This window comes from Gloeobacter kilaueensis JS1, from assembly GCF_000484535.1.
In the GTDB taxonomy this organism is placed as follows: domain Bacteria; phylum Cyanobacteriota; class Cyanobacteriia; order Gloeobacterales; family Gloeobacteraceae; genus Gloeobacter; species Gloeobacter kilaueensis.
The window spans coordinates 1,870,915-1,885,296 of the sequence record NC_022600.1; the positions used below are offsets into that span (position 1 = coordinate 1,870,915).

Annotated in this window: 3 protein-coding genes (1 of these 3 only partly in view); all 3 read right to left on the minus strand. The window is 62.5% G+C overall.

Annotation, left to right across the window (positions count from 1 at the left end):
• Tightly spaced (each overlapping or abutting the next), the 3 genes in view from GKIL_RS08820 to GKIL_RS08830 form a layout consistent with a single transcriptional unit that may run on beyond the window.
• Entirely contained in the window at positions 1–3,348 is a 3,348-nt protein-coding gene (locus GKIL_RS08820) for a non-ribosomal peptide synthetase (RefSeq protein ID WP_023173186.1), read from the minus strand.
• The gene (locus GKIL_RS08825) at positions 3,341–9,832 is read right to left on the minus strand and encodes a non-ribosomal peptide synthetase (RefSeq protein WP_023173187.1); all 6,492 of its coding nucleotides are present in this window, start codon (positions 9,830–9,832) and stop codon (positions 3,341–3,343) included. The genes GKIL_RS08820 and GKIL_RS08825 overlap by 8 nt, the downstream gene beginning before the upstream one ends.
• A protein-coding gene (locus GKIL_RS08830) for a non-ribosomal peptide synthetase (protein WP_023173188.1) crosses the window boundary here: on the minus strand, positions 9,829–14,382 show its 3' portion. Its footprint extends 1,992 nt past the window's final position; only the last 4,554 of its 6,546 coding nucleotides appear in the window; its start codon lies beyond the right edge, outside the window; the stop codon is at positions 9,829–9,831. Before GKIL_RS08830 ends, GKIL_RS08825 begins: the two co-directional genes overlap by 4 nt.

Consider the following 14,382-nt stretch of genomic DNA (forward strand, 5'->3'; position numbering starts at 1 on the left):
TCAGGCGTTGGCTCTCTTATCAATCAGCGCCTGCACTTGAGCCTCAGGTAACTCCGCCAGTTCCAGGAGCAGTTGGGCGCGCTTTTCGAGGCGATGACGATGCTCTGGGTCCGCCGTCAGGCGTCCTGTGAGGGCGGCGACGGTCGGCGTCTCGAAAAGATAAAGAAGCGGAACCTCCACCTCCAGCACCTCGCGCATCTGGGTAATCACCTGGGTGGCGAGCAGCGAATGGCCCCCGAGAGCAAAAAAATCGTCGTGGACACCCACGGCCTCGCGCTGCAACAGTTCACACCAGATTTCGGCGATCACGGTTTCAAGCGGGGTGCGGGGTTCGACCGCCTCGCTCCTTTGATCCGGGCAGATACCGGGAGCAGGAAGAGCGGCGCGGTCCAGCTTGCCGTTGGCAGTAAGGGGCAGTCCCTCCAGCAAGACAAAAGCCGAGGGCACCATGTACTCGGGCAATCGCTGCTGCAGGTGGCGGCGCAGTGAACTTTCAACCGGCGTTGCCCCCGGCTCCGGTACTGCGTAGGCCACCAGCCGCCGGTCGCCAGGAACATCCTCGCGGGCCAGAACCAGCGCTGCGCGCAGATCCGGATGGCTTGCCAGGGCCGCCTCGATTTCTCCCAGTTCGATGCGGAAGCCCCGGATCTTCACCTGCTGGTCGATCCGGCCCAGATATTCGAGATCGCCCCCAGCCCGCCTGCGGGCCAGATCGCCGGTGCGGTAGAGCCTGCTATCGGGACGGAAGCGATTCTTCAAGAAGCGCTCCCGGTTCAACTCGGGGCGATTGAGGTAGCCCCGCGCCACCCCCGCCCCGCCCACGTACAGCTCGCCGGGGACGCCCACCGCCACGGGCTCACCGCCCGGATCGAGAAGATGCAGTTCCAGATCCGGGATCGCCTCACCGATGACGCTGCCGGTCGGCTGCTCCGCATCACTTCGCCCAATCGGGCGGTAGGTGACGTGAACCGTGGTTTCGGTAATGCCGTACATATTGACCAGTTGCGGCTGCACCTCGTCGTGGCACTCGAACCAGGGGCGCAGACTGACCAGATCCAGCGCTTCGCCGCCGAAGATGACCAGGCGCAGGGCAAGGGACGGATCCACCCCCAGGTGCCTTTCAGCCTCGATGAGCTGGCGGAAGGCGGAGGGCGTCTGGTTGAGCACGGTGACAGCTTCGCGCACCAATAGCGCGTAGAAGTCTTCGGGGGAGCGGCTCGTCGCGTAGGGAACGATTACCAGCCGCCCGCCGTGGGCGAGTGCCCCCCAGATTTCCCAGACCGAAAAATCGAAGGCGAAGGAGTGAAACAGCGTCCAGACATCCTCCGGCCCAAAGTGGAACCAGGGAGCGGTCGCCGTGAAAAGACGGGCAATCTGGCCGTGCTCCACCAGCACGCCCTTGGGCTTTCCAGTAGAGCCGCTGGTGTAGATGACGTAGGCGAGATTCTGGGTTCCGACGGAACTGACCGGATTGGCGGTGGAAGCGGCTTCGATCGCTTTATCGTCTGTGTCCAGCTGCACGAGCCGGGGTACCTCCAGGTTCAGCTTTCCAACCAGCGCGCTATTGCTGATGAGAACCGCCAGCCCTGCATCCTGGATCATGAAGGCAAGTCTTTCGCCTGGATAGGCCGGGTCGAGGGGCACGTAGGCTCCCCCCGCTTTCAAGACCGCGAGCAGGCTGACAATCAGTTCTGGACTGCGCTCCAGACAGATGCCGACCAGTACTTCCGCCCCTACACCCAGCGCCTGCAGGTGATGGGCAAGCTGGTTGGCCCGGTGATTCAATTCCCTGTAACTCAGTTTCTCTTCACCCCAGACAAGGGCCACCGCTTCCGGTGTGCGTTCTACCTGCTGCTCGAAGCGTTGGTGAACACACAGCCCTGGCTCGAAGTGCTGGCGGGGAGCGGCGAGGGCGAGCAATTGGGCGCGCTCGGTACCGCTCAGGAGTGGCAGGGAGGTAATGGGTTGGTCAGGGTCGGCGACGACAGCCTCCAGCAGTGTCAGCAGATGACCCGCCATGCGGGCGATCGTCTCAGGAGCAAACAGGTCCGTGCTGTATTCGAACCCGGCGCTCAGTCCCGCAGCGGTTTCACCCATCGCCAGGGTCAAATCGGCCCTTGCAACACCGGTTTCGAGCGCTGCGTATTCGATCGCGAGATTGCCCATCTCCGGGATGGCAGTCGGTGCATTCTGCAGCGTGAACATTACCTGAAACAGGGGATTGTGACTCAGCAGGCGCTCCGGCTGCAGGTGCTCCACCAGCTTCTCGAAGGGCAGATCCTGGTGGTCGAAGGCTTCGAGCGTCACCTCCCGCACCCTTCCCAGTAATTCCCGAAAGCTCGGCTCCCCGCCCAGGTCCGTCCGCAGTACCAATGTGTTGACGAAAAAACCGATCAGCGGTTCGATTTCTGAGCGGTTGCGGTTGGCGATGGGCGTGCCCACCACGATGTCTTCCTGGCGGCTGTAGCGAGAAAGGAGCACCTTGAAGGCAGCCAGAAGCACCATGAAGAGCGTGGCTCCCGACTGCCGGGCCAACTGCTGGAGCCCTGCGAGCAGAGAGGCGGAGGTTTCAAACTGGAAAGTTTCGCCCCGGTAACTCTGTACGGGTGGCCGGGGGCGGTCGGTGGGCAATTCCAGCAAAGCCGGTGCGCCTGCAAGTTGCTTCTGCCAGTAAGAAAGCTGCTCCTCCAGCACTTTGCCGCTCAACCACTGCTGCTGCCAGGTGGCAAAGTCGGCGTACTGAATCGGCAGTTCCGGCAGAGGGGAAGGCTGGCCTGAGCGGAAGGCGGCATACAGTGCAGCCAGTTCCTGAATCAAGATGCCGATCGACCAGCCGTCGCTCACGATATGGTGCATCGTGAGCAGCAGGACGTGTTCACTCGGGGCGAGGCGAAAGAGCACGGCGCGCAGCAGTGGTCCCTTTGCCAGGTCGAAGGGACAGCGGGCCTTTTCGGTGCTCAGGACGCGCAACCGCTTGGCGCGAATGTCTGGAGGGAGAGCAGTGAGATCGATCTGCTCGATTTCCAGCTGCAGTTTTGGTACCACGACCTGGCGCAACTGCCGCTCCTGCTCGCCGAAGTGGGTGCGCAGGACTGCGTGGCGGCGGACAATTTCGTTGAGTGCCCGTTCCAGCGCGTCCGTGGCCAGAGGACCGGTGAGGCGCAGCGCCAGGGGCACATGGTAGACGGCGCTGCTCAGACCGAGCTGGTCAAGAAACCAGAGCCGCTGCTGGGAAAAGGACGGGACAAAAGTTTTCGGCTGGGCAGCCCGTGCCAACAGACGCTGGGCGAGCAGTGCCCGCTGCTCTTCGGGGGAGAGGCGGCCCAGTTTTTCCCGTGGATCACTCATTTTGTGCCTGCTCCTCCTGCTCAAGCAGGTCGCCCAACAGCGCCTGAACCTCTTCGTCGGAGAGATCGCCCAGCTGGGCAAGGACGGCTGCCTCTTCCTGGCGCACGAGGGGCACGATGCGCTCGTCACTGCTGGAGGGCGATTCTCTCAGAGCTTCGCTTACCAGGCGGGCCAGGTGGAGAATCGTCGGTTGGGCAAAGAAACTGCGCAGCGACAGCTCGACGCGAAAAACGTTGCGGGTGCGCGAAAGCACCTGGGTAGCGAGGAGCGAATGGCCGCCCAGGGCAAAGAAGTTGTCCTCGACGCCGATCGGCTCGCGCTTCAAGACCTCCGACCAGATGCCCGCCAGCACTTCCTCGACGGGCGAATCGGGTGCGACGAAATCGGTCTCAATCTCGCGCCGGTCGGCGGTGGGAGCAGGCAGCGCCTTGCGGTCCACCTTGCCGTTGGGAGAAAGGGGCAGCGCCTCCAGGAAGACGAAGGCCGAGGGCACCATGTACTCCGGCAGGTGTTCTTTCAAGTAAGCGCGCAGAACAGTGCTGGTCGGTCCTGGTCCGGTGTGGGGAGAGATATAGGCGACCAGACGCAGATCGCCGGGGTTGTCCTCGCGGGCGACGACGATCACCTCGCGCACCTCCGGGTGGTTCAGCAGAGCCGCCTCGATTTCTCCCAGTTCGATGCGGAAGCCCCGGATCTTGACTTGAAAATCCAGGCGGCCCAGAAATTCGATCGTGCCGTCCGCCCGCCAGCGCGCCAGATCCCCGGTACGGTACAGCCGCCCATCCGCTTCCTGAGCGAACGGGTCGGGGACGAACTTTTCTGCCGTCAGCTCCGGTCGCTTGAGATAGCCCCGCGCCAGCCCTTCCCCGCCGATGAATAGCTCTCCCGGCACGCCTACCGGTACCCGTTGCTGGTGGGCGTCCAGAATGTAGATCTGCGTGTTGGCGATGGGCCGCCCGATCGTGGGCAGGCCCGTCTCCTGCCGTTCCATGCGAATGAAGGTCGAGTAGGTCGTATCCTCCGAGGGGCCGTAGAGGTTGAAGAGCTGCTGGACAGTTGGGATCGCGTAGATCTGATCGACCAGACGGCGCTGCAGCGGTTCACCGGCCAGGTTGACGGTGCGGACGGAGGCGGGCACGCCATTGCTGCGTACCAGTTCCGCCATCGCCGACGGCACGGTGTTCACGAGGCTCACCCCCTCAAGTTCAGGTAGATCGAGGGCGTTGGCGGCGAGGATGACACTGCCGCCCCAACTGAGGGGCACGAACAGCTCGAAGACCGACAGATCGAAGCAGATCGAGGTAGAGGCGAGCACCCCCGCCAGGTCCGCGTCGCTGAAGACCTCCCTGGCCCAGTAGATGAGCGCGACAGCGCTGCGGTGGGCGATGGCGACACCCTTGGGCTTTCCGGTAGAACCGCTGGTGTAGATGACGTAGGCAAGATTTTCAGACCCGGCTGAGCTGGTGGGATTGACGCGGGGCCATTCCGCCAGCGTATTCGTCCCATCCAGTAGCACCCGCTTTGCCCCGGTGGCTGGAAGTCGGTCTGCCGTCGCCGGTTCGCTCACCAGCACCTCGACATCCTGGATCATGAAGGCGAGCCGCTCGGCAGGATAGTTCGGGTCGAGAGGAACGTAGGCTCCCCCCGCTTTCAAGACCGCGAGCAGGCTGACAACGAGTTTCGGACTGCGTTCCAGACAGATGCCGACCAGTACCTCCGCTCCGACTCCGAGGGATTGGAGGTGGTGGGCAAGCTGGTTGGCCCGGTGGTTGAGTTCCCGGTAACTGAGTTTTTCTTTGCCCCAGACGAGGGCAACGGCTTCCGGCGTCCGTTCTACCTGCTGCTCGAAGAGTTGATGGATGCAGAGGTGGCGCGGGTAGTCCCGTTCGGTGTCATTCCACTGACTGAAGAGTTGTTTTTCTTGCTCCGTCAGTAGCGGCAGAGAGGCGATGGCCTGGTCGGGATCGGTAACAGCCGCTTCCAGCAGCGTCAGCAGATGACCCGCCATCCGCTCGATGGTTGCCATCTCAAAGAGGTCCGTATCGTATTCGATCACCCCGGCTACACCCTGGGCGGTTTCCTCCATCGCGAGGGTCAGATCGAACTTGGCAGTGTTGCTCTCGACTTCTTTTAGATCAAGTACCAGTTCACCAATTTTGTCCGGGGAACGGGGCGCGTTCTGGAGAATGAACATCACCTGAAACAGGGGATTGTGACTCAGCAGGCGCTCCGGCTGCAGGTGTTCGACCAGCTTCTCGAAGGGCAGATCCTGGTGATCGAACGCCTCCAGCGTCACCTGCCGCACGCGGGCCAGTAATTCCCGGAAACTCGGTTCGCCGCCCAGGTCCGTTCTGAGCACCAGCGTGTTGACGAAGAAGCCGATCAGCGGTTCGATTTCCGCCCGGTTGCGGTTGGCAATCGGTGTGCCCACCACGATGTCTTCCTGGCGGCTGTAGCGAGAGAGGAGCACCTTAAAAGCAGCCAGAAGCACCATGAAGAGCGTCGTGCTCTCCTGGGCGGCCAGCCGTTCCAGGCTCTTCGTCAGGGAAGCGGGCAGGGCAAAGGCATGGGTCGCGCCGTCGTGGCGCTGCACGGGTGGCCGGGGGTAATCGGTGGGCAGGTTCAGCGCTTCCGGTGCGCCTGTAAGTTGCTTCTGCCAGTAAGAAAGCTGCTCCTCCAGCACTTTTCCTCTCAACCATTGCCGCTGCCAGAGGGCAAAGTCGGCGTACTGAATCGGCAGTGGTGGTAGTGGAGAGGGCTGGTCTGACTGGAAGGCGGCGTAGAGAGCGGCGAGTTCCTGGATGAACACCCCGATCGACCAGCCATCGCTCACGATATGGTGCATCGTGAGCAGCAGGACGTGTTCGGTGGGAGTGAAGCGAAAGAGCACGGCGCGCAACAGCGGTCCCTTTGCCAGGTCGAAGGGACGGCGGGCCTCAGCGTCACTCAATCGCTGGTATTCCCTGGCCCGCTCCGTTTCCTGAAATTGCTGCAGATCGATGAGCGATACTGCCAGCTCCAGGGCCGAAGCGACGATCTGCCGGGGTTGTTCCTGGACGATCTGAAAGGTCGTGCGCAACGTTTCGTGCCGGGCAATCAAGGCATTCAAAGCCGCTTCCAGAATCGCCGGATCGAGGGGGCCGCCCAGATGAAGGGCTGCCGGAACGTTGTAGAAAGGATCGCCCGGCTGCCACTGATCGAGAAACCAGAGCCGCTGCTGGGCGTAAGAGAGCGGTGGATGTTCCAGCCGCTCGTGGCGGAGGACGGGCAGATCCGCTTCCAGCGATTCGGTCTGTCGCTGAACTTCGATAAATTCCGCCAGACTGGCAATCGTTGGCCGGGTAAATAGTTGCTGCAGCGGAATCTCGACGCTCAGGATCTTCCGAACACGCGAAATGATCAAGGTGGCAAGGAGCGAGTGGCCGCCCAGGTCGAAGAAATTGTCCTCCACACCTACCCCATTGCGCCCAAGCACTTCGCTCCAGATGCCCGTGAGGATGTTCTCCAGCGGAGTCCGGGGAGCAATTCCATCGCCCGAGTGATCCGGCCCGTCCATCTCCGGAGCCGGTAGCGCTTTTCGATCCAGCTTGCCGTTGGCGGTGAGCGGCAGGGCTTCCAGCGAAACGAAGGCCGAAGGCACCATGTATTCCGGTAGGCGTTCCTTGAGATACGCCCGCAACTGGGTCGGCTGTGCGGGTTCGGAGCCAGAAACGACGTAGGCGACTAGAGATTGAGTGCTGGAAGCCTCCTCGCGCAGCAGCACCGCCGCCTCCCGCACACCGGGGTGACCGCTCAGTACCGTTTCAATCTCGCCCAGCTCGATGCGGAAACCGCGCAGCTTCACCTGGTTGTCCAGCCGACCGACGAATTCCAGCACGCCGTCTTCCTGCCACCTCACCAGATCACCTGTGCGGTACAGCTTCCCGCCGGACTCGCTGAATGGGTCAGAGACGAACTTTTCTGCCGTCAGCTCGGGCCGATTGAGATACCCCCGTGCCAGACCGTCGCCGCCGATAAACAGCTCTCCCACCACTCCCACCGGCACCAACTCAGCCCGAGCATCCAGCACGTACACCCGCGTGTTCGCTATCGGCTTTCCTATCGGCACACTCCCTTCTAACTGCGTGTTCCTGTCCATCCGATAACAACAGGCAAAGGTCGTGCTCTCGGTGGGACCGTAACCGTTGATGACGACTCGCTCTCCCGGTTGCTCAAGCAATTTCCGCACGTGAGGAAGCGAGAGTACATCGCCCCCGGCGAGCAGTTGGCGGACTTTTGCAAGGGTAGGGAGTTGTTCTGTGAGCATCAGGTGAAACAGTCCTGCTGTCAGCCACAGGGTTGTGATCTGGTGAGCTTCGATGAGCTGAGCGATTTCTGCTAAGGAGAGCTTTCGGGCAGGCGCAAGGACGAGGGTGGCACCGTGGAGCAAGGGAGCCCAGATTTCAAAGGTGGAGGCGTCGAAGGCGACCGGAGCAAGTTGGAGGAAGGTTTCGTCTGTTTCCACCTCAAAGAAAGGATTGTTGAGTAGCAGTCGGAGGACGGCCTTGTGAGGAGTGAGCACACCTTTGGGAGTACCGGTGGAACCGCTGGTGTACAGCACGTAGGCCAGGTTTTCGCCAGTAACTGAGGTTTCAGGATTGTCAGTTGAGGAAGAGGCAATCAGATCGCTCTCGCTGTCGAGTAGTACCAGTTGAAACCAACCGGCGGGCAACTCGTCTGCCAGCGATTCGGTGGAGACCAGAACCGTCAGCCCAGCGTCCTGAATTAGAAAAGCGAGTCTTTCAGTCGGATAGGCCGGGTCGAGAGGAACGTAGGCTCCCCCCGCTTTCAAGACTGCGAGCAGGCTGACAATCAGTTCCGGACTGCGCTCCAGGCAGATGCCGACCGGCACTTCCGCTCCGACTCCGAGGGATTGGAGGTGATGGGCAAGCTGGTTGGCCCGCTCATTCAATTCCCGATAACTGATTTCTTCATCCCAGACGAGGGCAACTGCTTCCGGCGTCCGTTCTACCTGCTGCTCGAAGAGTTGATGGATGCAGAGGTGGCGTGGATAGTCGCGATCCGTAGCGTTCCACTCCCTGAACAGTTGTTTTTCCTGAGCAGTCAGTAACGGTAGGGAAGTGATGGGCTGGTCGGGATCGGCGACGAGGGATTCTAACAGTGTGAGCAGATGACCTGCCATCCGCTCGATCGTCTCGGGATCGAAAAGATCTGTGTTGTACTCGAATTCGGCCCGCAACCCGCCCTGGGGCAGTTCGGTCGCCGAGAGGATCAAGTCGTAAAGGGCTACGCCCGAATCGATCTGAAAACTCTCGACAGCGAGGTTGGGGATGCTGACAGCTTCCTCCGGCACCTGGAGAACGAAGAGCACCTGAAAGAGGGGCGTGTGGCTAAGTGAGCGCTCCGGCTGCAGAGCTTCGACCAGCTTCTCGAAGGGCAGATCCTGGTGGTCGAGGGCTTCCAGCGTTACCTGCCCTGCCCGTGAAAGAAACTTGCGAAAGCTCGGTTCCCCACCCAGGTCTGTTCTCAGCACCAGCAGGTTGACGAAAAAGCCAATCAATGGCTCGATTTCTGTCCGGTCGCGGTTGGCGATCGATGTGCCCACCAGCAGATCCGTCTGGCCGGTGTAGCGAAACAGGAGCACCTGGAAGGCGGCGAGCAGAGCGGTAAAGAGGGTCGTGCCCTCCTCGCGGGCCAGTTCCTTGAGGGCGCTCACCAGGGCAGGTGAGACATTGAAGGTATGGAGCGCACCGTTGTAGGTCTGCACCGGAGGCCGGGGGTGATCGGTGGGAAGTTCCAGCACCGCCGGGGCGTCGGCTAAGCGTTCTTTCCAGTACGAGAGCTGTTGCTCGACGCGCTCGCCTGCCAATCGGCGCTGCTGCCATTCGCTGAAGTCGGTGTACTGGATGGCCAGCGGCGGCAGGGGGGATGGTTCACCTGTCAGAAAGGCTTTGTAGAGGGTGGCCAGTTCTGAAATCAACAGTTCGATCGACCAGCCGTCGCCGACGATGTGGTGGATGACGAGTGCGAGGATGTGCTCCTCGGGAGCGAGCCGAAAGAGCCGCGCATAGATGAGAGGACCGTTTGCCAGATCGAAGGAATGCCGGGCGAGGTTGCGGCACTGCCGCTGTGCCTCCACTTCGCGATGGGTAGCAGGCAAAGCCTCCAGATCGACCAGGGGCAGATCCACACCCAGGCTCTCGCTCACCCGTTGCACCGGCCCGTCTTCACCCTGGGCGAAGGTTGTCCGCAGCGCTCCGTGGCGGCGGACGATTTCGCCCAGGGCCGCTTTGAGAATTTCGACGGCGAGCGGACCCCTCAAGCGCCAGGCTTGCCGGATATTGAAGGCCGGGTTGCCCGGCTGGAACTGATCGAGAAACCAGAGCCGCTGCTGGGCGTAGGAAAGCGGGGCGCGGATCGTCGTCCGGCCTGCGGGGTGGCCGCCGACGAGTGCAGGGGAGGCGAGACTGACAGAATCGTTCATGGCGATGGTGTGTTTTTGGGCGATGCGTGTTTTTCTGTGAGCAGATCCTGGGCGTCGTCGTCGGACAGCTCGCTCAGGGCAAGGAGCAGTTGGGCGGTCTTCTCGATCCTGGGCCGCTCCTGCGGATCGCTCAGCAAGAAGCGGGCGAGCCCGGCGACGGTGGGATTCTCGAAGAGCGCGTAGAGCGGAACCTCCAGGCGCAGAATGGTCTGGATCTGGGAGACGACCTGAGTGGCAACGAGCGAATGGCCACCCAGGTCGAAGAAGTTGTCCTCCACCCCGACCACATCCCGATCGAGTACTTCTGCCCAGATGTCCGCCAGCACCTCCTCGACGGAAGTGCGGGGCGCGACGATCTCTGTCGGGGTGTCGCTTTTCTCGGGCGCGGGTAAGGCTCTGCGGTCCAGCTTGCCGTTGGCGTTGAGCGGCAGGCTGTTCAGCGAGACGAAGAGCGCAGGTACCATGTACTCCGGCAGGCGCTCTTTCAAGTACGTGCGCAGAGCTGTGCTGTCCGGTTCCGTTGTGAGCGGAACGATGTAGGCGACCAGGCCCGCGCCGCCGGGAAGATCATCCCGCAACTGCACCGCCGCCTCGCGCACCTCGGGATGGCTGCTCAGGACGGTTTCAATCTCGCCCAGTTCGATGCGGAAGCCGCGCAGCTTCACCTGAAAATCGAGCCGTCCCAGGTACTCGATCGCCCCGTCCGGACGGCGACGGGCCAGATCCCCTGTGCGATAGAGCTTCTCGCCGGAGGGGCTGAACGGGTCAGGAACGAATTTTTCTGCCGTGAGTTCGGGCCGGTTGAGGTAGCCCCGCGCCACACCGACGCCGCCGATGAACAGTTCTCCCGGCACACCCACCGGCACCGGTTGGCCGTGGGCATCGAGCAGGTGAATCCGAATGTTGGCGATCGGGTGGCCGATCGGTACACTCTGCGCTTCGAGATCCGGTTGGCACTGCCAGCAGGTGACATCCACCGCCGCCTCGGTCGGCCCGTACAGGTTGTGCAGTTCGGCATCCAGCCGCGCAAAGAAGCGATTCTGGAGGGCAGGGGGCAGGGCTTCGCCGCTCACGATCACCCGCTTCAGGCTCGTGAGGCCGCTCAGATCCGCCTCGTCGAGGAGCACGTTCAGCATCGCGGGAACGAAGTGGACGTGGGTGATCCGCTCTCGGGCAATGAGCCGGCAGAGATACCGGCTGTCGCGGTGGCCGCCGGGCTGGGCGAGCACCAGCCGGGCTCCGGTCATAAGCGGCCAGAAGAACTCCCACACCGAGACATCGAAGCTGAAGGGCGTCTTCTGCAGTACGGCATCTTCGACGCCCAACTGGTAAGCCTCCTGCATCCACAGAAGGCGGTTGCAGATGGCGCGGTGGGTGTTCGCCGCTCCCTTGGGCTTTCCAGTGGAACCGCTCGTGTAGATGACGTAGGCGAGATTGTCCGCTTTCGCCGGACAGGTGGGGGGTTGCTCCGGCTGGATGGCGACAGCCTGCCAGTCACGATCGAGCAGCACCAGACTTGGGGCGACCGATTCCAGTTCCTCCAGTAACGCCCAGGTGGGCGCGTGGGCGAGTACGACCGCCGGTCGGGCGTCTTCGAGCATGAAGGTAAGCCGCTCCGCCGGGTAGCCCGGATCGAGGGGCAGGTAAGCGCCTCCTGCCTTGAGCACGGCCAGAAGTGCAACCACCATCTCCACGGAGCGCTCCAGGCAGACGCCCACCAGCACTTCTGCTCCGACTCCGAGGGATTGCAAGTGATGGGCAAGCTGGTTGGCGCGTGCGTCCAGTTCCCGATAGCTCAACTGCTGTTGCTCGAAGACGAGGGCAACCGCCTCGGGTGTGCGCTCCACTTGCTGCTCGAACCAGTGCTGCAGGCAGTGCTCCAGCGGATAGTCCCGGTTCGTGTCGTTCCAACTCGCGAGCAGTTGCTTTTCAGGATCGGTCAGTAACGGCAACGAAGAGATGGGTTGGTCCGGGTGAGCGACGATGGCTTCCAGCAATGTCAGCAGGTGAGCGGCCATCCGTTCGATCGTCTCAGGATCGAACAGGTCCGTGTCGTACTCGAAGGCAGCCTGCAGTCCCTGGGCGGTCTCCTCCATCGCGAGGGTCAGATCGAACTTGGCGGCCTTGCCGAAGACGGTCACCGGCTCGACGGTGAGGCCCGCCAGTTCGCGAATCGGTACCGAGGCGTTCTGCAGGACGAACATGACCTGAAAGAGGGGCGCGTAGCTGAGGTCGCGCTTCGGCTGCAGCGCTTCTACCAGATGCTCGAAGAGCAGATCCTGGTGATCGAAGGCTTCGAGCGTCACCCGCCGCACCCTTTCCAGTAACTCCCGGAAGCTCGGTCCACCACCCAGATCCGTCCTGAGCACCAGGGCGTTGATGAAGTAGCCAATCAGCGGCTCAATTTCCGCTCGGTTGCGGTTGGCGACGGGCGTGCCAATCACGATGTCTTCCTGGCGACTGTAGCGGGCGAGCAACACCTTGAAGGCGGCAAGCAGCACCATGAAGAGCGTTGTCCCCTCCCTGGCAGCCAACTGCTTGAGACTTTCTGTCAATCCTGCCGGAAGCAACAGGGCATGGGTGGCACCGTTGTGGCGCTGCACGGCTGGCCGGGGGTAATCGGTGGGCAACTTCAACAGTTCCGGCGCACCGGCCAACTGTCCCTGCCAGTAGGCGAGCTGTCTTCTGGCCGCTGCCTGCTGTTCGGGCTGTTGTTGCCAGACGGCAAAATCGGCGTACTGGATCGCCAGTTCCGGCAGCGGTGAGGGCTGGCCTGATTGGAAAGCAGCGTAGAGGGCAGCCAGTTCCTGGATGAACACCCCGACCGACCAGCCATCGCTCACGATATGGTGCAGTGTGACGATCAAGATGTGTTCCGCTGCTCCGAGCCGCAGAAGGCGCGCCCGCACCAGCGGCCCTGCCTCCAGATCGAAGGGAAGCTGAATTTCTTTCTCAGCCAGCAGACGGGCTTGCTCCTCGGGCAACCCGCTCAGATCAGTCACTGGAAGAGTGAAGTCGATTTGCTCGACGATGCGCTGGTAGGGCAGGCCGTCGTCGCCCGCCGGGAGGACCGTGCGCAAAATTTCGTGGCGGCGGATCACCTCCCTGAGAGCGCTCTCCAGCACCTGCACATTCAGATCGCCCCGCAGACGGGTGACGGCGGGCAGGTTGTAGAGGCTGGCCTGGGAACTGAGGCGGTCGAGAAACCACAGCCCGTTCTGCGAGAAGGAGAGGGGCATCTTCTCGCTCCTGGGCACCGGCAGAATTACCGAGGTGGCCCTTGGGGCGGACGGCGCTTCGTCGAGCGCCCGCTGAATGCGAATCGCCAGCGCCGCGACGGTGGGAGCCTCGAAGAGCGCCCGCACCGGCAAATCGACGCCGAAGACCTCGCGCGCGCGAAAAATGGCCCGGTTGGCCAGGAGCGAGTGACCACCGAGGGCAAAGAAGTTGTCCTGGATGCCCAACCGTTCGATGGGCAGAATCGCAAGCCAGATCTGGACGAGTTGCGCCTCGATCCAGTTGCGCGGCAGGTTCGGACTCGCCGTCTCCACCCGCAATTCTGTCGGCCTGGGCAGGGCGCGGCGGTCGAGCTTGCCGTTCGGGGTGAGCGGCAGTGCCTCCAGCGGCACGAAAGCGGTAGGAAGCATATATTCCGGCAGCCATTCCCGCAAAAAGGCCCGCAGAGCATGACTGTCCGGTTCCGTTCCTGCTGCAGAGACGATGTAGGCCGTCAGGAATTTCTCCCCCGGCTCATCCTCGCGCAGGAGGATCGCTGCCTGGCGCACCGCCGGGTGGCGACGAAGGGCCACCTCGATTTCCCCCAGTTCGATGCGGAAGCCCCGGAGCTTCACCTGAAAATCGAGCCGGCCCAGAAATTCAAGCGTTCCATCCGGCCTCCACCGCACCAGATCACCCGTCCGGTACAGCTTCCCGCCGGAGGTGCTGAACGGGTCGGGGACGAACTTTTCTGCTGTCAACTCGGGCCGATTGAGATAGCCTCGCGCCAGTCCTGCCCCGCCGATGAACAGTTCTCCCGGCACACCCACCGGCACCGGTTGGCCCTGGGCATCCAGCACGTAGAGCTTTGTGTTGGCGAGGGGGCGACCGATGGGCACCAGCCCGTCCACCGCCTGGACCGGGTGGATCGTGGACCAGACCGTGGTCTCGGTCGGCCCGTAGAGGTTCCAGAGGCGCGCCTCTGAGTGCCGCAACTGCTCTGCCAGATCTGTTGGCAGCGCCTCTCCACCGCAGAGCAGCTTTAAGGAAGCCTCCGGCTGCCAGCCGCTTTCGAGCAACAACCGCCAGGTGGCCGGAGTGGCCTGCAGGATCGTTGCACCCGAATCAGCCAACAGGCGCGCCAATCGCCCGCCATCCTGGCTATCCTCCCGTGCGGCGAGAACGATGCGGGCTCCACGAACGAGCGGCAACCAGATTTCTAAAGCAGCGATGTCGAAGGCAACAGTGGTGACAGCCAGCCAGCGATCTGCCCCAGCGAGAGCCAGATGCTCGTCCATCGCCCGAAGAAAGTTGATGAGTGAGGACTGTGTGAC